This is a genomic window from Pseudomonas gingeri, assembly GCF_013386165.1.
Taxonomy (GTDB): Bacteria; Pseudomonadota; Gammaproteobacteria; order Pseudomonadales; family Pseudomonadaceae; genus Aquipseudomonas; species Aquipseudomonas gingeri_C.
In genome coordinates this window covers 305493-326533 of record NZ_JACAOS010000001.1, presented here as the reverse complement: position 1 = coordinate 326533, position 21041 = coordinate 305493, and the positions used below count along the sequence as shown (strand labels likewise).

General features: G+C 61.0%; 21 protein-coding genes. 10 read left to right on the top strand and 11 right to left on the bottom strand.

Annotation, left to right across the window (positions count from 1 at the left end):
- Positions 1-109: 109 nt before the first annotated feature.
- Positions 110-580, bottom strand: coding sequence for a hypothetical protein (locus HX866_RS01370; RefSeq protein ID WP_177093084.1), 471 nt, complete (start codon positions 578-580; stop codon positions 110-112).
- A 320-nt stretch (positions 581-900) separates the two neighbouring features.
- On the opposite strand from HX866_RS01370, the gene rlmF reads away from it, so the two are divergent.
- Positions 901-1938, top strand: coding sequence for a 23S rRNA (adenine(1618)-N(6))-methyltransferase RlmF (gene rlmF / locus HX866_RS01365; RefSeq protein ID WP_177138067.1), 1038 nt, complete (start codon positions 901-903; stop codon positions 1936-1938).
- Between the two features lie 823 nt (positions 1939-2761).
- On the top strand, positions 2762-4102 hold the full coding sequence (locus tag HX866_RS01360) for a membrane-targeted effector domain-containing toxin (RefSeq protein WP_177137794.1): 1341 nt from the start codon (positions 2762-2764) through the stop codon (positions 4100-4102).
- Between the two features lie 71 nt (positions 4103-4173).
- On the opposite strand, the gene HX866_RS01355 is transcribed toward HX866_RS01360, so the two are convergent.
- A complete protein-coding gene (locus HX866_RS01355) occupies positions 4174-4455 on the bottom strand; it encodes an HU family DNA-binding protein (protein ID WP_040064476.1) in 282 nt (93 codons plus the stop codon).
- Between the two features lie 389 nt (positions 4456-4844).
- Here HX866_RS01355 and yejK point away from each other — a divergent pair, with 389 nt between their 5' ends.
- On the top strand, positions 4845-5852 hold the full coding sequence (yejK, locus tag HX866_RS01350) for a nucleoid-associated protein YejK (RefSeq protein WP_100941832.1): 1008 nt from the start codon (positions 4845-4847) through the stop codon (positions 5850-5852).
- A gap of 3 nt (positions 5853-5855) precedes the next feature.
- A complete protein-coding gene (locus HX866_RS01345; RefSeq protein WP_177137793.1) occupies positions 5856-6206 on the top strand; it encodes a glutaredoxin family protein in 351 nt (116 codons plus the stop codon).
- A 248-nt stretch (positions 6207-6454) separates the two neighbouring features.
- Here the strand turns inward: HX866_RS01345 and HX866_RS01340 are convergent, their stop codons facing one another.
- The 5 genes from HX866_RS01340 to HX866_RS01320 all read right to left on the bottom strand — a co-directional run bounded on the left by HX866_RS01340 (position 6455) and on the right by HX866_RS01320 (position 10409).
- Positions 6455-7390: a glutathione S-transferase family protein gene (locus tag HX866_RS01340; RefSeq protein WP_177137792.1), complete on the bottom strand. Its 936-nt coding sequence runs from the start codon at positions 7388-7390 to the stop codon at positions 6455-6457.
- A 113-nt stretch (positions 7391-7503) separates the two neighbouring features.
- Complete coding sequence (locus HX866_RS01335) at positions 7504-7833, bottom strand: GIY-YIG nuclease family protein (protein WP_177137791.1); 330 nt, start codon at positions 7831-7833, stop codon at positions 7504-7506.
- Positions 7834-7879: 46 nt separating this feature from the next.
- Entirely contained in the window at positions 7880-8350 is a 471-nt protein-coding gene (locus HX866_RS01330; protein WP_177093089.1) for a nuclear transport factor 2 family protein, read from the bottom strand.
- 102 nt (positions 8351-8452) lie between these two features.
- Positions 8453-9760 (bottom strand): CynX/NimT family MFS transporter, encoded by a 1308-nt coding sequence (locus HX866_RS01325; RefSeq protein WP_177125833.1) that lies wholly within the window; start codon positions 9758-9760, stop codon positions 8453-8455.
- The gene (locus HX866_RS01320) at positions 9750-10409 is read right to left on the bottom strand and encodes a FadR/GntR family transcriptional regulator (RefSeq protein ID WP_177105852.1); all 660 of its coding nucleotides are present in this window, start codon (positions 10407-10409) and stop codon (positions 9750-9752) included. The genes HX866_RS01325 and HX866_RS01320 overlap by 11 nt, the downstream gene beginning before the upstream one ends.
- Positions 10410-10569: 160 nt before the next feature.
- Between HX866_RS01320 and HX866_RS01315 the strand changes: the two genes are divergently transcribed.
- Positions 10570-11001, top strand: coding sequence for a type II toxin-antitoxin system MqsA family antitoxin (locus tag HX866_RS01315; protein WP_177125834.1), 432 nt, complete (start codon positions 10570-10572; stop codon positions 10999-11001).
- A 73-nt stretch (positions 11002-11074) separates the two neighbouring features.
- Here HX866_RS01315 and HX866_RS01310 read toward each other — a convergent pair whose 3' ends face one another.
- The 4 genes from HX866_RS01310 to HX866_RS01295 all read right to left on the bottom strand — a co-directional run bounded on the left by HX866_RS01310 (position 11075) and on the right by HX866_RS01295 (position 15237).
- Positions 11075-11839 carry an amino acid ABC transporter ATP-binding protein gene (locus HX866_RS01310; protein WP_177093093.1) on the bottom strand — a complete coding sequence of 255 codons (765 nt, stop codon included), beginning with the start codon at positions 11837-11839 and terminating at the stop codon, positions 11075-11077.
- A 10-nt stretch (positions 11840-11849) separates the two neighbouring features.
- Positions 11850-12947, bottom strand: a complete 1098-nt coding sequence (locus tag HX866_RS01305) for an amino acid ABC transporter permease (RefSeq protein WP_177093094.1) — start codon at positions 12945-12947, stop codon at positions 11850-11852.
- Positions 12948-12957: 10 nt separating this feature from the next.
- The gene (locus HX866_RS01300) at positions 12958-14139 is read right to left on the bottom strand and encodes an amino acid ABC transporter permease (protein WP_177093095.1); all 1182 of its coding nucleotides are present in this window, start codon (positions 14137-14139) and stop codon (positions 12958-12960) included.
- Positions 14140-14205: 66 nt separating this feature from the next.
- A complete protein-coding gene (locus HX866_RS01295; RefSeq protein ID WP_177093096.1) occupies positions 14206-15237 on the bottom strand; it encodes an amino acid ABC transporter substrate-binding protein in 1032 nt (343 codons plus the stop codon).
- 480 nt (positions 15238-15717) lie between these two features.
- Between HX866_RS01295 and HX866_RS01290 the strand changes: the two genes are divergently transcribed.
- The 5 genes from HX866_RS01290 (at position 15718) to HX866_RS01270 (ending at position 20927) form a co-directional block, all read left to right on the top strand.
- Positions 15718-16374 carry an alpha/beta hydrolase gene (locus tag HX866_RS01290; protein ID WP_177105849.1) on the top strand — a complete coding sequence of 219 codons (657 nt, stop codon included), beginning with the start codon at positions 15718-15720 and terminating at the stop codon, positions 16372-16374.
- A gap of 76 nt (positions 16375-16450) precedes the next feature.
- The gene (gene rhlB / locus HX866_RS01285; protein WP_177093098.1) at positions 16451-17929 is read left to right on the top strand and encodes an ATP-dependent RNA helicase RhlB; all 1479 of its coding nucleotides are present in this window, start codon (positions 16451-16453) and stop codon (positions 17927-17929) included.
- Positions 17930-18059: 130 nt separating this feature from the next.
- A complete protein-coding gene (locus tag HX866_RS01280) occupies positions 18060-19010 on the top strand; it encodes an ornithine cyclodeaminase family protein (protein WP_177137790.1) in 951 nt (316 codons plus the stop codon).
- Positions 19007-20134, top strand: coding sequence for an NAD(P)/FAD-dependent oxidoreductase (locus tag HX866_RS01275; RefSeq protein ID WP_177137789.1), 1128 nt, complete (start codon positions 19007-19009; stop codon positions 20132-20134). The genes HX866_RS01280 and HX866_RS01275 overlap by 4 nt, the downstream gene beginning before the upstream one ends.
- A 163-nt stretch (positions 20135-20297) precedes the next feature.
- Positions 20298-20927, top strand: coding sequence for a helix-turn-helix transcriptional regulator (locus HX866_RS01270; protein ID WP_177093101.1), 630 nt, complete (start codon positions 20298-20300; stop codon positions 20925-20927).
- The last annotated feature ends 114 nt before the right edge of the window (positions 20928-21041 follow it).

Here is a 21041-nt window from a genome sequence, read left to right as displayed (position 1 = left end):
GCCGATAGCGATCAGTTGAACTTCGGCGCTTGACGCTTGGCCGCAACCATAAAAAAACCGATGCAGGTACCGGCATCGGTTTTTTTATGGGTTGCCCACGGCACCGGAACTAACGTTCCCTTACACGGATATTGTCAAACTCGATTGCCCACTGCGGCGGATTGATGCTGCCTGGACTGCGCCACAGGCCGATCCAGATCTCCTTCGAACCGGAGAAAAAGAGCGAGGAGCCGGACTTTGAATCCACCCATTGGTTGATCGGCGTCTCATGCTCCACGTACGTGTTGAGCCGGAAGTCTTGATGCCTTGGGACAGTGACGGCGATCAGGAAATGCTGATTGAGCTCTGGCGCCGTCCTGATACGGAACTGGTATTCCACGGAGTAGGACTTGTTGCTGAGTTCGATGTCGAATACTTTCTTGATAGCGGGCTCAAATTGAGTGGGGGTCCCCATGTCCACCAGGCCAGCCCAATAGGTATTTCCCCTCTCAGTCTCCAGCACTCCACGTTCTACTGTTCCGGATCCAGTCTTCCAACCATTCCAGTTGTTGTTTTCGAACGAGGTAAAGTCGTCAAACATGATGAAGTCTCCCAAACCCTTGTTGTGAGCGTAGTGACTACACCTGCTCAAGGTGGGATGCCAAATACCGACATCACACTGCGTCATGGGTCAGCGATATGGCCAAGTTCCTGAATATTGACGACTATCCAATACGGCAACATCGGCTGGCTACAACCACTACACCCAAACGATATGCACATCAAGAAAAAACCGGCCAGCCCGCGTCTCTTATCGTGATACCTACTCCGCCGACGCGCTGATCATTCCAGTTGAGTCCCTGTGAGGTGGGATGTGGGACAATGCCCTCACTTCAAGCCTTGCCCGAATCGACACTGCCCATGAATGCCCCCAGCAAACCCAAAGCACCCCGCAAGAAACCCACGCCAGCCACCCCGGCCAAGGCCGTCGAACCCCGGGAAAAAGCCAGTCTGCACCCGCGCAACCGCCATCAGGGTCGCTACGACTTCCCCCAGTTGATCAAGAGCAGCCCCGAACTGGGCAAGTTCGTGGTCCTCAACCCCTATGGCAAGGAAAGCATCGACTTCGCCGACCCGGCTGCCGTGCGCGTGTTCAACCGCGCCCTGCTCAAGTCCTTCTACGGCATCGCCCACTGGGACATCCCGGCGGACTTCCTCTGCCCGCCAGTACCAGGCCGGGCCGACTACGTGCACTTCCTCGCCGACCTGCTGGCCGACGGCAATGCAGGCGTGATCCCCCGGGGTGCCGCCGTGCGCGTGCTGGATATCGGCGTCGGCGCCAACTGCATCTACCCGTTGATCGGCCACAGCGACTATCGCTGGCAGTTTCTCGGCTCTGACATCGACAAGACGGCGCTGGCCGCAGCCAAGGCCATCGTCCAGTCCAACGGCCTGAACAAGGCCATCAGCCTGCGCCTGCAAGGTAATCCGAAGCAGATCCTCAGCGGCCTGCTGGAAAGCACCGAGCATTTTGACCTGACCCTGTGCAATCCGCCGTTTCACGCCTCCCTGGACGAAGCGCAAAACGGCAGCCGGCGCAAATGGCGCGCCCTGGGCAAGGCCGACCCCAAGCGCAAACTGCCGGTGCTGAACTTCGGCGGCCAGGCCTCGGAATTGTGGTGTGAAGGCGGCGAAGCACGCTTCGTGACCCAGCTGATCAGCGAAAGCCAGCCGTTGTCGAGCCAGGTGCTGTGGTTCAGCACACTGGTCTCGAAGGCCTCGAACCTGCCGACCATCGAAGCGGCACTGAAGAAGGCCGGCGTCCTGGAGAGCAAGGTGGTGGAGATGTCCCAGGGTCAGAAACAGAGCCGCTTTGTCGCCTGGACGTTCCACAGCAAGGTGCAGCAACAGGCCTGGGCGCAGCAACACTGGGGCGCGGCGCAGATAACCCTGGGATAACACTGGCTGACACGCCCTGCCGTTTCACCAACACCCCGTTATCCGATCCGATAGGCATCTGGCGAAAAACACCAGAAGCCAGTCAATTTATGCGGCTATTCGCCCTGTAAACGATCATCGAAGCTAGCCCTGTACATAAACGTCAGGGCTGGCCGAGGGAAAAAACCGCTTCACCCATGGCTGGATCCGCCAGCCTCCCCTCACAAGGCCCTGGGAATATTTCTCCTCGATTCCCCAGGAGCAGCACACCATGTCACCCAAGCCACCCAAGTCATCTGGCCCGCCCAGCGCTCACTCCCATGGAAAAGCGCCCTTCCGACAACCACACGACACACCCAGCCTCGCCACCAGCCTGCGCATTCCGAGTCATGCCCCGCCCTCCACAGGTGGCGACACCGCAACCGGGCCCCTTCCTAGCCGCCCCGCCGCTCCGGTCAGCGTGACGGATCTCCCCGCGTCGGCCAGTCTCGCGCCGGCTATTCGGCCAGACGCGCTACAGCGCTATTCAAGAGTCGCGCCCAGCCAACTGGCGCCGGCCGATGCCAACGGATTGCGCCTTTACAAGCAGCAGAGGTTCGTCGAACTCGAAGGCCACACCGACTGGATAGTGCAGGTCGAATACGATGCGAGTGTCGGCGCCTTTCGCGCAAAACTCAGGAGCGAATTGCTGCCGTCCGGCCCCGTGCTCTACCGAATCCCGGGGAGCGCGAAATGGAGCACTGAAACCGCTACGGCAACACTTGAGCGTTATCTGATTCCAGCGACACACAAGGCCAATATAGAAGTACTAAGACGTAGTAAGCGCGGCTTGGCACGCGGCTATATGAGTTCCCATCAAAGCTATGCAATCCTCGCGTCCAAAAGCGTGTTCATAGAACGCCAGGACCTGCTTATCCGCGAAGCGGCGGCATTCTTCAGCCAGGTCAAACTGCCAACCCGCCCCGCCCTGGACCCCGGAGTGATGCTCGCCACCTCGGCCGAGCAGCTCTTCGCACGGGTTTACTCCCATCACCCAGGACTGGTGCTGGCTGAAACTCACTCCGCGATAGGTCCAAAGCAACTGCTGATCGACAATATGGGCGCCCTGGTTCGCCACGGCGTGAAAACCCTGTACCTGGAACATCTGAGAACCGATTTCGAACAGTTCGAGCTGGATACCTATCAGCGCAGCGCAGTGATGCCAGCACCGCTGAAAGACTACCTTGAAATCCTCGACTTAAACGCCAAGACCGACCCTTCTGGCACCTATAGCTTTCTCAATCTGGTGAGCACGGCACGGGCCCATGGCGTCAGCATACGGGCCATCGACTGTACCGCCAGCTATGAGATGAACACTCGCGAAAATGCACTGCACCGTATCCCGGTGATGAACTACTACGCCGATCGGGTGATAAAGGCCGACGCCCCCAACCTGGAAGGTGGCAAATGGATCGCGCTGGTGGGCGATGCTCATATCAATACACGCAAGGGCATCCCTGGGCTCGTGGAACTGGAGGCTGTGCCCGGGATCAGGGTCGAGGATATCGAGGACGGCGCCTCGATCAGTATCGCCGCGGATCCGGGGAAAAGAGGCCAATTCGAGGACGGTGAGCCATTTCAGGTCCAATCCGACCTGGCGGTCTATATCGGTGTGCCACCCTACAAACGCTTGCGTAAGGAAGGCGACTTCTTCATCTACATCCACCCCGAAAGCCAGTCCCCTCAACTGGTCCATCGAGAAGGTGAAAAAGCGCTGTTCAGCCCGATTGTCAAAACCCGGGACAATCACTTCTCTCTCGAACGCAGCCAGTGGCCAAACCTGCACGCTGAACGCTTTGCCAGCCTCGCTGAACTGTCGTCGGCGCTGATCAATCGGCGTGGCATGGTGGCGGTCCTGCCCCAGGACAGGCCATTGGTCGCCCCCCCGCCCCCGCGGATCCTGCCCCACCGGCTGCCGGTGGTGGCCGGGCACTTTTTCCTCGATACCCTGCCGGACGGCCGGATCCAGCTGACGCATTGCTCCAGACTGGGCCTGGTGATCGAGACGTCAATCACCCAGGACACCCGGGGTTTCACCCTGGCAAGTGATCGATGGCCCGTGATCGCAGGCCGCTCATTCGACACACTGGAGGCACTGCGTGCGGCACTGACCGACCAGGTCGGCCTCACCGCCGCACCGCAGTAGCCGGGCCACCCCAACCTACAGGCGAAAAAAAACCGTGCCCGGATCGCTCCAGAGCACGGTTTTAATGCGTCTTACTTGTTTACAGCGTCGGTCAGAACCTTGGCCACAACCAGCTTGATCACTTTCTTGGCAGGGATTTCGATGGCAGCGCCAGTCGACGGGTTACGGCCGGTACGGGCAGGACGCTCGGTCACTTTCAGTTTGCCAACGCCTGGCAGAGTGATTTCGCCGCCGTTTTCCAATTGATCAGCAACGATCTGGGCCAGTTGGTCCAGAGCGGCACGCGCGGTGGTTTTCGGCGCGTCGATAGCTTCGGCGATATCGGCGATCAGTTGGTCTTTGGTAATAGCCATTGAGATGTTCCTTCCCTATCAAATTCATTTGGATTGCAGAGTGCAGTGTCAGCCATCGAGCCAGCCTTGTACCCCCCGCTGACAAGCCACGACGGATCGCAGATGTAGATAGCAAAATTGGGGTTTGGTTCGACGTGACACCTGCTGAATGCACGCTTTGCGCCGTTACTGAGCGCAAGACCGGGCAAAACTAGCACAGAGACGGGGAAATATCCGCCTCTACCTAGCCATTTGGTCAGCTTTTGCGCTCGTTTTCGAAAAAAAAGCTGTCTGAAACCGCTCATACCGCCAGAACGACCGTGCAAAGGCGGATTCAGCCCGTGGGTGCGGTACACTGGGCGCTTTTCCGGGGAGCCCGCCCTCCCCCTGACAAATCAGCCGAGATACCTATGCCGATCCGTCATTGCATCGTCCACCTGATCGACAAAAAACCCGACGGCAGCCCTGCGGTCCTGCATGCCCGTGACTCCGAACTGGCCGAATCCCAGGCCATCGAGCACATGCTTGCCGACCTCAACGAAAGCTACAACGCCAAGCAAGGCAAAGCCTGGGGCTTTTTCCATGCCGAGTCCGGCGCGCACCCGTTCAGCGGCTGGCTGAAGGAATACCTGGACGGCGGCAAGGACTTCACCGCGTTCAGCCGGATTGCCGTTGAACATCTGCAAAAGCTGATGGAAGAGTCCAACCTCTCGGTGGGCGGCCACGTGCTGTTTGCGCACTACCAGCAAGGCATGACCGACTACCTGGCGATCGCCCTGCTGCACCACAGCGAAGGCGTGGCGGTGAACGCCGAGCTCGACGTGACCCCCTCGCGCCACCTGGACCTGGGCCAGTTGCACCTGGCGGCACGGATCAACGTGTCCGAATGGCAGAACAACAAGCAGTCGAAACAGTACATTTCCTTTATCAAAGGCAAGAACGGGAAAAAGGTTTCGGAATATTTCCGCGACTTTATCGGCTGCCAGGAAGGGGTCGATGGTCCGGGCGAGACCCGCACCCTGCTCAAAGCCTTCAGCGACTTCGTCGAAAGCGAAGACCTGCCCGAGGACGATGCCCGGGAAAAGACCAAGACCCTGGTGGACTACGCCAGCAGCCAGGCAAAAATGGGTGAGCCCATGGGCCTGGAAGAGCTTTCCGGACTGATTGACGAGGACCGTCCACGGGCGTTCTACGAACATATCCGCAACAAGGACTACGGCCTTTCGCCGGAGATTCCGGCCGATAAACGCACCCTGAATCAGTTCCGTCGCTTCACCGGCCGCGCCGAAGGCCTGTCCATCAGCTTCGAGGCGCACTTGCTGGGTTCGAAGATCGAGTATGACGAAGAAGCCGGGACCTTGATCATCAAGGGTTTGCCGACCCAGTTGACCGATCAGCTCAAGCGGCGCAAGGACTGAGTCATGCTCAACGGCATGCTGAAGAAGGTCCTGCTGATCCTGCTGGTGGTGGTGGTCTATCAGAACTGGGGCAAGATCGAGCGGGTGTTCAATCCGGGGCAGATGGTCTCGGAGCAGACCCGGGCCAAGGCCCGGGTGGTGCTCTATGCCACCGACTGGTGCGGCTACTGCAAGCAGACCCGGCGTTTTCTCGACCAGAAAGGCATTCCCTATCAGGAATTCGATATCGAGAAAGACGCCGCGGCGCGCAAGGCCTATCAGGCCCTGGGCGGCGGCGGGATTCCGATGCTGGACGTGAACGGCACATTGATTCGCGGGTATGAGCCGGACGCGATCCTTGCGGCGCTGAAGTAATCGATCCGGCGTCGATCGGTGAGGGCGATGCCAGGCTCACTGCCGCCATCGCCAGCAAGCCGGCTCCCACAGAATCGCGCCAGACCACAAAAGTATCGTCTTGCCGAAGCCCCCGTGGGAGATTCTATGGTTCGGTGCAACTGATTGATCCTGTTCGCAGGGCCCAGGCCGACCACAGATTTTGTATACGCCGAAAGACTGTGGGAGCCGGCTTGCTGGCGATAGCGTCCGAACAGGCGCCGCAGGGCTTAGCGCGCTTCGATCCTGAAGCCGAGCCGTGGGAAGTGCACATGCACCAAGCCCCCGCGCTCATCCTCGCGACGCACAATCACTTCTTCGCTGCCGACAAACACCAACTCACCCGCTACCGGATCGACGCCATAGTCAGTCGCCGCGACGACCACCGACTGGCCAGCCACAAAGCCGTTCGGGTCAGTAAACGCCTCATTCGGCAGCGCGGCCGGCGTCGACTCACGTGCCACCTGCAAGGCCTCCTCGGCGGTCATTTCACTCGCAGCGCCGTGCCCGAACGCCATGACCCGGGCGAACCAGGCGGCCACCGCCGGATACGCGTCCACCAACGGTGCGGTCACTGGCGTCGCCTTGAGGAACCACAGTGGATGGGCCATGGCGATATCGGCAATGGACGGTTCACCGAACAGGAAGTCGCCTTCCTCGTGTTGCAGTTGCTGCTCCAACCGCGCCATGAGCACCGGCCACTGGTGCTTGGCGATCTCCAACGGGACCTTGGTCGCCGAACCACCGCTGAACAGGCCGGCGCGATCGATCATGAAGCCCTTGATCTGCTCCGGGGACAAGCGGGCAAAACGCACCGCCACCGACTCGGGCTGGAACACCAGGCTGACCGCATGGCTGAACACCACCGAGTCGGCCCAGGCAGCAAAGGCCGCAGCGACCAGTTCCCGGCCCTCGGGGAACAACCGCGGCGCAGCCTTTTCCTGCTCCAGGCGGCGGGCGATCAAGGCGGTGTCACAGTAGATATCGGCACCGATCTGCAGCACCGGGGTTTTCCGATAGCCACCGGTCAGCGCCGTCAGGTCGGGCTTGGGCATGACCGGCGAGATATAGACCGAGCGCCACGACAACCCTTTGAAACCCAGCAACAGGCGGGCCTTTTCGGCAAAGGGAGAGGTCGGGTAGTGGTGAAGAATTAACTCAGACATGCTGGAGTCCGCCGGGCAAATAAGAACCCGAAGCTTAGCCTGCAAATCGTTAGCGGCCTACCCGGCCAGCCTGATGTTGTCCTATCAGCGGTATCAATTGCCCGCGCCCTGAATCACGTCCGCCCGGCCGCAAACGCCTCCAGACTAAACCCCGCCGCCAGGGTTTCCTTGGCACTCTTGCGCAATTTTTTGATCAGACGCTCCTGGCGCAGGGCATCGCCCTTGTCGCGGCAGGCCTCCACATACACCAGCGCAACCGCCGGGCTGGAATGGAAGAAGCGCGCACCCTTGCCACTTTGATGCGAGGCGAAACGCCGTTGCGGGTCATCGCTGATCCCGCAATACAAGGAGCCGTTGGCCGCCCGCACCAGATAGACAAACCAGGGTTTGACCACAGGCACTGCCGGCTCGGTCTCGGTACTGAGGGTTTCGCTGATATTCACGTGGCAAAGGGCTTGATCGGTAACCAGGCCGCGATCTTAGCAGAACCTAGCGGCTGGCCTGGAAGGCCTTCAAGCCTTTCAGAGCCTGGGCACGCACGGCGTTCCTGACCAACGGCGTCCAGCCCAGCAGCAGGCCCTTGGTGCCCAACGCCTGACGCGACCAGCGCCACAGGTCAAAGCTGTCATGGTGCTCGCAGATCTTGCCGTCGCGAAACACAAAACGCGCATGGATATCGTTGACCACGGTATTGCCGGTCTGGCTGAACAGGTAGGTCGCAACCCAATGGGCGCCGCCACTGCGCTCGTCGGCACGGACGTTGTCGAAGGTCAGGGAGAAGTCCTTGGCCCGGGTGGTCAGCATGCGCCACATATCGCCGGCATCGCGGCCACGCAGCTCGCCGAACGCCGGATCACTGAACACCACATCCTCGGTGTAGCAGGCGCTCATGGCCTCGGCATCCAGCCGCTGGAAAGCTTTATAGAACTCAGTAATCAACGCGCTGTGGACATCACTCATGGGCGGGCTCCGTGCAGGTAAAGGGATCGCCTGCACGATAGTCTGCAAATGCCCGGCTGACTATCGGCATTCGCGATCCGAATACCGGGAGTGTGGGGTGCTTCAGAGTTTTTCGCTGGTGACCTGCACATAACCCGCTCGACCGGCACCGAGCCCGAAGACAATGGCCCCCAAACCGATCACGGCAAAGATCCAACCCAGCGCAGCCCAGCCACCGGTGAGGTCATGCACCAGCCCAACCGCAAACGGCCCCATGGACGCCAGGGTATAGCCGATGCCCTGGGCCATGCCCGACAGATTCGCCGCCACATGGGCATCGCGCGAGCGCAACACAATCAGGGTCAGCGCCAGGCTGAAGGTCCCGCCCTGCCCCAGACCAAGCAGGATTGCCCAACCCCAGAGCCCTTCGAGCGGCGCATACAGGCAACCGAACAGGCCGCCCAAGGTCAGCACCATGACCACGATAATCGCCAGCCGCTGATCCTTGCCCCGCGTCGCCAGCCAGGGCGTCGCCAATGAACTGATCAGTTGCACCAGAATCGATCCGGACAACACGATCCCCGCCTGGGTGGCACTCAGGCCGCGGCCGATCAGCACCGAGGGCAACCAGCCGAAGACGATATAGGCCAGGGACGATTGCAGACCCATGTACAAGGTCACCTGCCAGGCCAGCCGATCCTTGAGCAAGCCGCGCACGCGGTAGGCCACATGATGGGCCCCGTGTTTCTGCCGCACCTGCGGCATCCAGAAAATCGCCGCCACCAGCGCGGGCACCACCCAGAACCCCAGGCCGATCGACCAGCTCCCGGCAAAGTGCTGGCTCAAGGGCACCGTGGCCCCCGCCGCCAACGCCGCGCCCAGGCACAGGGCCATGGTGTAGACGCCGGTCATGGTCCCGGCCTGCTTTGCAAAGTCGCGTTTGACGATGCCGGGCAACAGCACCCCGATCACGCCGATGCTCGCGCCGGCCACCACGCTGCCGGCAAACAGGCCGAACTCGCCCAGGGAACTGCGCAGGATGATCCCGCCGGCCAGGGTCAGCAGGATGCCCAGCACCACCCGCTCACTGCCAAAACGCCGGGCCAACATTGGCGCCAGGGGCGCCGCCAGACCGAGGCAAAGCACCGGCAGCGTGGTCAACAGGCCGGCCTTGGCCGCCGACAAACCGAGGCTGCGGGACACCTCGCCGAGCAAGGGCGCCATGCTCGACAACGCCGGGCGCAGGTTCAATGCCACCAGCACCAGGCCCAGCAGCAACAGCCAGGGCCGGAGCACGACCGGCGGGTTGTGCTGGACCAGGTCGTCATCGGCCTCGGCGTCGATCAGCAGCCGGTCGAGTTCGACCGGCGGCGAGGCAGCGCTGCTTTCTACGGTAGGACGGGACATGGGATTCTCGGCTTCAGGGTTCATTGATCAAGGTCCGGCACAAGGCCTTGGCGCGCTCGGCATCTTGTTGCTCCACGGCTTCGAGCAGGGCGACGTGCAGGTCGAACACCGATTGGCGACGGGGCGTGATATCCAGGGTCTGGCGCAGGGCGCCGGCGATCACGCTGGAAAAATAGCGGTACAGCTCGCTGAGCATCGGGTTGTGCGCGGCGTCGATCAGGCGCTGGTGAAACACCAGGTCGCAGCTGATGAAGCTGTCGAGATCGCCGTGATAGTGGTCGCCGCTGAGATGCAGGGCCTCGCGCAAACCCTTGAGGTCTTCCTCGGTCCGCCGCAGCGCCGCCAGGCCGACAGCTTCGACCTCAAAACTGTGCCGCGTCTCGCGGGCCTGGTCGAGGGAGCAGCGCGATAGCGCCTGCATGGTCGCCAGTGGATCGATGGTCGCCCGCAAATAGCTGCCGTCGCCCTGACGAATCTCGATCAACCCGGAAAACGCCAGCACCCGCAGGGCTTCACGCATGGTGTTGCGGCTGATACCCAGCTCCGCGGCCAGCTCCGGCTCGGTGGGCAACCGCTCGCCCACCACCCAGGTGCCGCGGGTAATGCGTTCGCGCAATTGCTCCAGGGCCTGGTCGACCAGAGAGCGTTTGATCAGAGGAATACTTTGAGACATGGAAATCGCCCTAACATCCAGTCATAGGATGAATTGGCAAAGACTACTCCAAATCGGCAGATGACCTCAAGCGTCAACGATTCCTACAAACAGCAGGGAAGACACTGTCTATCTCGAAATCACCCTTTAAGGGTAGTTTTGATTTCAAGGAGAAAGAATCATGAAACGACAAGACTGCGTCAGTTGTGGCGCAAGCAATGGTATGCAGCCTTTTGAAGGCCGGGACTTTGAAGTCGACTTCAAGGAGTCGAGAGCACTGGTGCCGGGACTCTCAGGCTGGCAGTGTGAAAACTGTTCGGAGATCGAGTTCGATCACCCAAGTGCCCACCGGTACTCGCAAGCCAGTGACCATCTGGTTTATGCGCACCGACAACGGATCGCCGAAGAAATGAAGCGTATCCGCCGCAAACTGCACTTCACTCAGCGCAAGGCGGTGGAACTGCTGTCGGGCGGCGGGCACAACGCCTTCTCCCGATACGAAAGAGCCGAGATCGAGCCGCCAAAACCGTTGTTCGTGCTGATGCGCCTGCTGGATCGCTACCCCGAACTGGTCGACGACATCAAAAAGATCAATGAACAGGCAATCGTTTAAGCCTGCCCCCCCTGCAGGAACAGGCAAAAAAAAACCCGGACCAGGTCCGGGTTTTTCATTCAACGTCAGCCGATCAATGCAGGATCTGGCTCAGGAACAGCTTGGTCCGCTCGTTCTGCGGGTTGTCGAAGAAGTCGTTCGGCGCGGCCTGTTCGACGATTTCGCCCTTGTCCATGAAGATCACGCGGTTGGCCACGGTGCGGGCAAAGCCCATTTCGTGGGTTACGCAGAGCATGGTCATGCCGTCTTCAGCCAGGCCGATCATGGTGTCCAGAACCTCTTTCACCATTTCCGGGTCGAGTGCCGAAGTCGGTTCGTCGAACAGCATGATTTTCGGCTTCATGCACAAGGCACGGGCAATCGCCACACGCTGCTGCTGACCACCGGACAACTGGCCCGGGAACTTGTGGGCCTGCTCCGGGATACGCACGCGCTGCAGGTAATGCATGGCGATTTCTTCCGCCTGGCGCTTGGGCATCTTGCGTACCCACATCGGCGCCAGGGTGCAGTTCTGCAGAATGGTCAGGTGCGGGAACAGGTTGAAGTGCTGGAACACCATGCCGACTTCACGACGGATCGCTTCGATCTGCTTGAGGTCGTTGGTCAGTTCCACGCCATCAACCACGATGCGACCCTGCTGGTGCTCTTCCAGACGGTTGAGGCAGCGGATGGTGGTCGACTTGCCCGAACCCGACGGGCCGCAGAGGACGATACGCTCACCCTGCTTGACGTTCAGGTTGATGTCTTTCAACACGTGGAACTGGCCGTACCACTTGTTCACGCCCTGCATCTGAATAATGCCTTCAGGGCTCACAGGCTGTTTGATCGCTTCACTCATGACAAAACTCCTAACGCTTGTGGCCTGTGTCCAGCTTGCGTTCCAAATGCATGGAATAGCGGGACATACCAAAACAGAAAATCCAGAACACCAGGGCGGCGAACACGTAGCCTTCGGTGGCCATACCCAGCCATTTCGGGTCGGCGGCGGCTTGCTTGACGCTGTTGAGCAAGTCGAACAGGCCGATGATGATCACCAGGCTCGTATCCTTGAACAGCGCAATCACGGTGTTCACGATCCCCGGGATCACCAGCTTCAAGGCTTGCGGCAGAATCACCAGGCCCATCGCGCGCCAGTAGCCCAGGCCCATCGCGGCAGCCGCTTCGTACTGGCCCTTGGGAATGGCTTGCAGACCACCACGGACCACTTCAGCCACATAGGCCGACTGGAACAGGATCACGCCGATCAGTGCTCGCAGCAGTTTGTCGAAGTTCATGCCTTCAGGCAGGAACAACGGCAGCATCACCGAGGACATGAACAGTACGGTGATCAACGGCACGCCACGCCAGAACTCGATGAAGGTCACGCAGACCACCTTCACCGCCGGCATGTTCGAACGCCGTCCCAGCGCCAGCATGATCCCCAGCGGCAAGGCCCCGGCGATACCGACGGTGGCGATGACCAGGGTCAGCATCAAGCCGCCCCATTCAGTGGTGGCGACGCTCGGCAAGCCCAGGTAACCACCGCGCAACAGGGTGAAGGCAATGATCGGGTACAGCACCAGGAAGCTCAGCCCGTAGATCGCCTTGCGTGGGACGCGCGGGATGAACAGCGGCGCGACACCGATGATCGCCAGCAACACGGTCAGGTCCACGCGCCAGCGCATCACGGGCGGGTAGTAGCCATACATGAACTGGCCGAAGCGCTGCTCGATAAACACCCAGCAGGCACCGCTCTTGGTGCAGTCGGCGCGGGTGGTACCGACCCAGTTGGCGTCCAGGATGGCCCAGTGCAACAGCGGCGGGACGATCAGGTAGATCAGGTAGAAGGCGAACAGGGTCAGCAGCGTGTTGAGCCAGCTGGAGAACATGTTGGCGCGCATCCACGCCACCACACCGATGCTGTTGCTCGGCGGTGGCATGTCGGGTTTGAAAGTATGCGAACTCATGGGCGTTTCCTCACCGCTCGATCAGCGCAATGCGCTTGTTGTACCAGTTCATCAGCAGGGAAATGCTGATACTGATCGCCAGGTACACGCTCATGGTGATGGCAATGACTTCAATGGCCTGCCCGGTCTGGTTCAGCACCGTACCGGCAAACAACGAAACCATTTCCGGGTAACCGATACCGGCGGCCAGGGACGAGTTTTTCGCCAGGTTCAGGTATTGGCTGGTCAGCGGCGGAATGATCACGCGCAGGGCTTGCGGGATGATCACCTTGCGCAGCGTCGGACCGTTACGCAGGCCCAGGGAGCGCGCGGCTTCGGTCTGGCCATGGCTGACCGACTTGATGCCCGAGCGCACGATCTCGGCGATAAACGCCGCGGTGTACACCGTCAGGGCCAGGGTCAAGGCCAGCAACTCGGGGATCAGTACCCAACCGCCGACAAAGTTGAACCCTTGCAGCGTGGGCATTTCCCAATGCACGGGGGCACCGAAGATCAGCGCACACAATGCCGGGATCACCAGCATCAACGCCAGGCCAACCCAGAACTTGTGGAACGGCACGCCGGTTTCTTCGAAGCGCTTGGTCGCCCAACGGCTCATCAGCACGGTGGCGACGATGGCCAGCACGATGCTGATCACGAACGGCCAGAAGCCGCCGGAAGCAATCGCCGCCGGCATGTTCAGGCCACGGCTGCTGACGAAGAACATGTCACCGAAGTTATGGCTGTTGCGCGGTCCCGGCATGGTCAGGAACACCGCGAAGTACCAGAACAGGATCTGCAGCAACGGCGGGATGTTACGGAACACCTCGATGTAGACGGTGGCCAGCTTGTTGATCACCCAGTTCGACGACAGTCGCGAGACGCCGATGATGAACCCCAGCAGGGTCGCCAGGATGACGCCGATCACCGTCACCAGCAGGGTGTTGAGCAGACCGATGACAAACACCCGGGCATAGCTGTCCGATTCGGTGTAGTCGATCAGGTGCTGGGCGATGCCGAAACCGGCACTGCGCTCAAGAAATTCGAAACCCGAGGTAATGCCTCGGTGTTGCAGGTTGGTCTGGGTATTGTGAAACAGGTACCAGCCCAACGTGACCACCGCGACAATCGTGATGATCTGAAATAGCCACGCACGCACTTTGGGGTCGCTGAGACTGAGTCTCTGCTTGGGTGCGCCGATTTTATTTTGCATGAAGTGCCCCAGGAAAAACGGAACAAGAACATCGCCCGGCAGTTGGCCTGCCGGGCGATAGGTCAATCAGCGCACAGGAGGTGCGTATTGAATCCCGCCCTTGGTCCACAGAGCGTTCAGACCGCGGTCGATTTCCAGGGGAGTGCTCTTGCCGAGGTTTTTCTCGAAGATCTCACCGTAGTTACCGACTTGCGAAACGATCTTGACGACCCAGTCCTTCGGCAGCTTCAGGTCCTTGCCGTATTCGCCGTCGGCGCCCAGCAGACGAGCAACGTCCGGGTTCTTGGTCGACTTGGCTTCTTCCAGGACGTTTTTCGAAGTGATACCGGCTTCTTCGGCATTGAGCAGCGCGTAGCCAACCCAACGAACGATCTTGGTCCACTCTTCGTCGCCGTTACGCACCACTGGGCCCAGAGGCTCCTTGGAGATGGTTTCTGGCAGAACCACGTAGTCTTTCGGCGAAGCCAGCTTGCTGCGCTGGGCGAACAGCTGGGATTTGTCCGAAGTCAGTACGTCGCAACGACCGGATTCCAGCGACTTGGCGCTTTCGTCGGAGGTGTCGAAGGTGATCGGGGTGTACTTCAGGCCATTGGCGCGGAAGTAGTCGGACACGTTCAGCTCGGTGGTGGTACCGGCCTGGATGCAGATGGTCGCGCCATCCAGTTCCTTGGCACTTTTCACGCCCAGTTTGGTGTTGGCCAGGAAGCCGACGCCATCGTAGTAAGTGATGAAGCCTGGGAAGATCAGGCCCATGCCAGCGTCACGGGAGCTGGTCATGGTGGTGTTACGCGACAGGATGTCGATTTCGCCGGATTGCAGCGCGGTGAAGCGCTCCTTGGCGTTCAACTGGCTGAACTTGACCTTGGTCGCGTCGCCGAATACGGCAGCGGCCACGGCACGGCAGACGTCAGCATCGATACCGACGATCTTGCCGGAAGCATCAGGCACCGAGAAGCCCGGCAAGCCGTCACTCACGCCACACTGAACAAAACCCTTCTTCTGTACGGCATCCAGGGTAGCGCCCGCTTGTGCGAAACCGCTAACGCCCAGTACGGCGGCTGCAGTCACGACTGCCAGGGTGGATTTCAACATCTTCATTCAAACCTCCAGTTGCTCTTGTTGTGTCGGAGCTAGAGTCTAGCCGCACCCTTATGAGGCGTTGTTAACCCGTGCTGGCTTTTTTTTGGGTCAAGCGGCTAAAGACTTGAGCTATGAGTTTAGTAGGAGAAAGTCTCCCGTCTGTAAAACTCACCGCCCACCAAATTGGCCGAACGGGCCTCAGCCCTTTCCAGATTCGCTAAAGCCCTGCCGGCCCTCGGCGAACGTGAATCAGAACCCGCCTGGGCGGATTCATTTGCTATCCCACGGCCAGCGGTAGACTGATAGTGTTACCGCCAGGGGTGAATGCATTCACTCGGTTCTCCCATAGCAAAGCCCGTACCATAGTGGCGGCTAAAGCGTTTCAGCCACAGGTCAATAGAAAAACAGTCAAATACGCGACATATTATTAACGAATCCACTCTTTACGCACCATCACCGCGCACACATCTGGAGCGCACGCACACTAATGGAGCACACATGACCGAACCGCTGATCATTCACCCCGCCAAGACCGCAGACGCCTGTGTTATCTGGCTTCACGGCCTGGGCGCCGACCGTTATGACTTCCTGCCGGTGGCCGAGGCGCTGCAGGAGAGCCTGACGAGCACGCGCTTCGTCCTGCCCCAGGCGCCGACCCGCGCCGTGACCATCAATGGCGGCTACGCCATGCCCAGCTGGTACGACATCAAGGCCATGAGCCCGGCGCGTTCGATCAGCTTCGAAGAGCTTGAAGAGTCCGCCGCGACCGTCATCGAACTGCTGGAAGCCCAGCGGGCCGCGGGTATCGACCCTTCGCGGATCTTCCTGGCAGGCTTTTCCCAAGGCGGCGCCGTGGTGCTGCACACCGCCTATCTGAAGTGGCAAGGTGCCCTCGGTGGCGTGCTGGCGCTCTCGACCTACGCCCCGACCTTCAGCGATACGCTGCAACTTTCGGCCAGCCAACAGCGCATTCCGGCGCTCTGCCTGCATGGTCACTATGATGAGGTGGTGCAGAACGCCATGGGCCGAACCGCCTACGAGCACCTGAAACGCCTTGATGTCACCGTGACATGGCAGGAATACCCAATGGGCCACGAAGTGTTACCCGAGGAAATCCAGGACATCGGTATCTGGCTGGCCGCTCGTTTGCGCTGATATCGGTAACGCACTACGCCGCGCCCGATTCTTGCATTACACTGGCCGGCGTACATTCCTTAACCAAATTAACGAGATGACCGTGCTCAAAGCACTCAAAAAAATATTCGGTAAAAGCGAGGCTGAGCAGCTCGCACCAGGCTCCAGCGCCCCTGTCCCCAGCTCCGAGAGCCGCCATCACGGCCACGCAGCGGACCGCGCCGAGCCTGCCGCCAAACCGAAAGCCCCGGCCGCCATCCCAGCAGAGCCAGTAGCGGCGGTTGAAACGCCTCGCACTGAACAGCCGAAAGCGGCACAACCGCGCCGTGAACGCGCGCCGAAGCCACCGGTCAAACCGTGGAAACTCGAGGACTTCGTCGTCGAGCCACAGGAAGGCAAGACCCGCTTCCACGACTTCAAGCTGTCCCCCGAGCTGATGCACGCCATCCAGGACCTCGGTTTCCCTTATTGCACGCCGATCCAGGCGCAGGTCCTGGGCTTTACCCTGGCGGGCAAGGACGCCATCGGTCGCGCCCAGACCGGCACCGGCAAGACCGCCGCGTTCCTGATCTCGATCATCACCCAGCTGCTGCAGACACCGCCGCCGAAAGAGCGCTACATGGGCGAGCCACGGGCGCTGATCATTGCGCCGACCCGCGAGCTGGTGGTGCAGATCGCCAAGGACGCCGCCGACCTGACCAAGTACACCGGTCTCAACGTCATGCAGTTCGTCGGTGGCATGGACTTCGACAAGCAACTCAAGCTGCTCGAAGCCCGTCACTGCGACATCCTGGTGGCTACACCGGGCCGCCTGCTGGACTTCAACCAGCGCGGTGAAGTGCACCTGGACATGGTCGAGGTGATGGTGCTGGACGAAGCCGACCGTATGCTCGACATGGGCTTTATCCCGCAGGTCCGTCAGATCATTCGCCAGACCCCGCCCAAGAACGAACGCCAGACCCTGCTGTTCTCGGCCACCTTCACCGAAGACGTGATGAACCTGGCCAAGCAATGGACCACCGACCCGTCCATCGTCGAGATCGAATCCCAGAACGTGGCCAACGCCAACGTCGAACAGCACGTCTACGCCGTGGCCGGTGCCGACAAGTACAAGCTGCTCTACAACCTGGTCACCGATAACGGCTGGGAGCGGGTGATGGTCTTCGCCAACCGCAAGGACGAAGTCCGGCGCATCGAAGAACGCCTGGTGCGCGACGGCGTCAATGCCGCGCAATTGTCTGGCGACGTGCCGCAGCACAAGCGCATCAAGACCCTGGAAGGTTTCCGCGAAGGCAAGATTCGCGTGCTGGTGGCCACCGACGTGGCCGGACGCGGGATTCATATCGACGGCATCAGCCACGTGATCAACTTCACCCTGCCGGAAGTGCCGGACGATTACGTCCACCGCATCGGCCGGACCGGACGGGCAGGCGCCGACGGCGTGTCCATCAGCTTCGCCGGTGAAGATGACTCCTACCAGTTGCCGGCGATCGAGACCCTGCTGGGGCACAAGATCAGCTGTGAAATGCCACCGACCGAGTTGTTGCGACCGGTGGTGCGCCAGCGCCCGGCCTGACGAAACACGCCGTACAAGAAAACGTCGCCCGTGACCCGGGTGGCGTTTTTTTTCGCCCGACGATTGCTGAAATAAACTAAAAGTCCATAATGGACAAATAAGTTTAAATACAATTATTCGGGAGCACTCCATGTCCGGCCACACCCCCTACGTGATCGACGCTCAGCAGGCGCATCGATTGCTGCAGCAGATCGACGTGCCGCAGATCCTGCGCAAGCTGTTTCGCGACCTGGCGGCCGGACAGGCTGTGCAACCGGCCCAGCAGTGGGTGGAGTTCCCCCAGGGTGCCGGCGACTTTATCAACTACCTGGGGGTGCTGGCCGACGACCAGGTCTACGGCGTCAAGACCTCGCCCTATATCGTCCGTGAACAAGGCCCGCTGGTGACCGCCTGGACCCTGCTGATGTCCATGCGCAGCGGCCAGCCGCTGCTGCTCTGCGACGCCGGCGAACTGACCACCGCACGCACCGCGGCAACCACCGCCGTGGCCGTGGATGCCCTGGCGCCGCTGGACGCCAAACGCCTGGTGATCGTTGGCAGCGGCCCGGTGGCCCAGGCGCACCTGCACTACGCCAAGGGCCTGCGTGATTGGCAGGACATCCGCCTTTACTCGCCCAATGTGAATGCCGAGAAACGCCTGCGCCTGACCGATATCGAGCCGCGCCTGCGGATCGTCGAACACCTCGAAGAGGCCCTGGAGGACGCCGACGTCATCCTGCTCTGCACCTCATCGGCGACCCCGGTCATCGACCCGAGTCGGTTGAGCAAGCCAGCGCTGATCAGCTCCATCAGCACCAACGCGCCGCGCGCCCATGAAGTGCCGCCGCAGGCCTTGAGCGACATGCAGGTCTACTGCGACTATCGCCAGACCACGCCGGGTGCGGCCGGGGAAATGCTGATCGCCGCCGGCCAGCACGGCTGGGATGCCGGGCAGATCCACGGCGACCTGGCCGAGCTGCTGAGCGAACAGACGCCACGGCCGACCTACGAACGCCATGTATTCTTCCGTTCCATCGGTTTGGGCCTGGAAGACATCGCCCTGGCCAATGCGCTTTATCATCTTGCAGGAGGCCTTGAATGAACCAGGCAGACTTCATCATCATCGGCGGCGGCATTGCCGGCGCCTCCACCGGTTTCTGGCTGGCCCAGCACGGCCGGGTGATTGTGCTCGAACGTGAATCGCACCCCGGCTATCACTCCACCGGACGTTCCGCCGCCCTCTACACCGCCGCCTACGGCACCGCCCAGGTCCGCGCCCTGACCCTCGCCAGCCGGGCCTTCTTCGACGCCCCGCCGCCCGGTTTCGCCGAGCACCCGCTGCTCACGCCACGGGGCGAAATGACCGTGGACTTCAGCGGCGACCCGGACGAACTGCAACAGCAATACCTCAGCGCCAAAGCCAGCGTGCCCGAGACCCAACTGCTCAGCGCCAACCAGGCCTGCGCCCGCCTGCCGATCCTGCGTCGGGAAAAAGTCCACGGCGCGATCTACGACCCCAGCGCCAGCGACATCGACACCGACGCCCTGCACCAGGGCTACCTGCGCGGTATCCGCCGCCAGCAGGGAGAAATCCACACCGACTGCGAAGTCCTCGGCCTTGAGCGCGACGCCGACGGCCTGTGGCAAGTCCGCACCGCCGGGCAAACCTTCAGCGCCAAGGTGGTGATCAACGCCGCCGGCGCCTGGGCCGACAAGATCGGCGAACTGGCCGGCGCCCGCCCCCTCGGCCTGCAACCCAAGCGCCGCGCCGCCTTTATCTTCGCGCCGCCCGAAGGCCTGGAGATCCATGACTGGCCGATGCTGGTGAGCCTCGACGAATCTTTCTACATGAAGCCCGATGCCGGCATGTTCCTCGGCTCCCCGGCCAACGCCGACCCGGTCGAGCCCCACGACGTCCAGTCCGAGGAACTGGACATCGCCATGGGCATCTACCAGATCGAAGAAGCCACCACCCTGAGCATTCGCCGCCCGACCCGCACCTGGGCCGGCCTGCGCAGTTTCGTCAGCGACGGTAACCTGGTCTCGGGTTTCGATACCCAGGTACCCGGCCTGTTCTGGGTCGCGGCCCAAGGCGGCTACGGCATCCAGACCTCACCGGCGATGGGTCAGGCCAGCGCGGCACTGGTGCGCGGCCAGGCCTTGCCCGAGCACCTGGCGCACTTCGGACTCGAGGCCGCCATGCTCTCCCCTGCCCGTCTCGGGTGACGATTGGCGCTGATTGCGGCACACTCTTTAGCACGCCCGTACCTGGGCGTGACCCATTTGCCGCGCGACGATCAGGCCGCCTTCTTACAAGGTGGCCTGCTCAACGCACCAGCTGTTGTCCTTTGGCTCCCCCCAGGACGCTGAAGTTGCCTGGAGAATCACCATGACCGCCAAACAGGCCCCCGCCCTGGATAACTTCCGGGCGATTGCCGATGCCATCGCCACCCTGTTCTTCCCCCATGCCGAAGTAGTGCTGCACGACTTGCACACGCAGCGGATCGACTACATCGCCAACAACATCTCCAAGCGCGAGATCGGCGATGACGCGGCACTGGAGGACATGCTCGAAGAAGGGATCAACGAGCGCAATATCGGCCCTTACGAAAAACTCAACTGGGACGGCCAGAAGATTCGCAGTGTCAGTACCGTACTCCACGACGCCCAAGGCGTACCGCTGGCAGTGCTGTGCATCAACCTGAATATTTCCCTGTTCGAAAGCGCCAGAGCGGCGCTGGACCTGTTCCTCTCACCGAACAAATTGATCCCGCAACCCGATGCGTTGTTTCGCGATGACTGGCAGGAGCGTATCAACACCTTCCTGCACAGTTGGCTGCGCCAGCGGCAGCTGGGCCTGAACCTGCTGACCCGCGACCATAAACGCGAACTGGTGCTGGCGTTGTATGCCGAAGGGGCGTTCAAGGGCAAGAGCGCGGCCAACTATGTGGCCAACGTGCTGAATATGGGACGGGCGACGGTGTACAAACACCTGAAGGAGTTGAAGGCGGAGGTCTGAACGGCTCAATCAGGTTTGAAGCCGAACGCGGTTCTGTGGCGAGCGGGCTTGCCCGCGCTGGGCTGCGAAGCGGCCCTAAAACCAGAGGCCTCGGTGTATCAGGCACACCGAGGT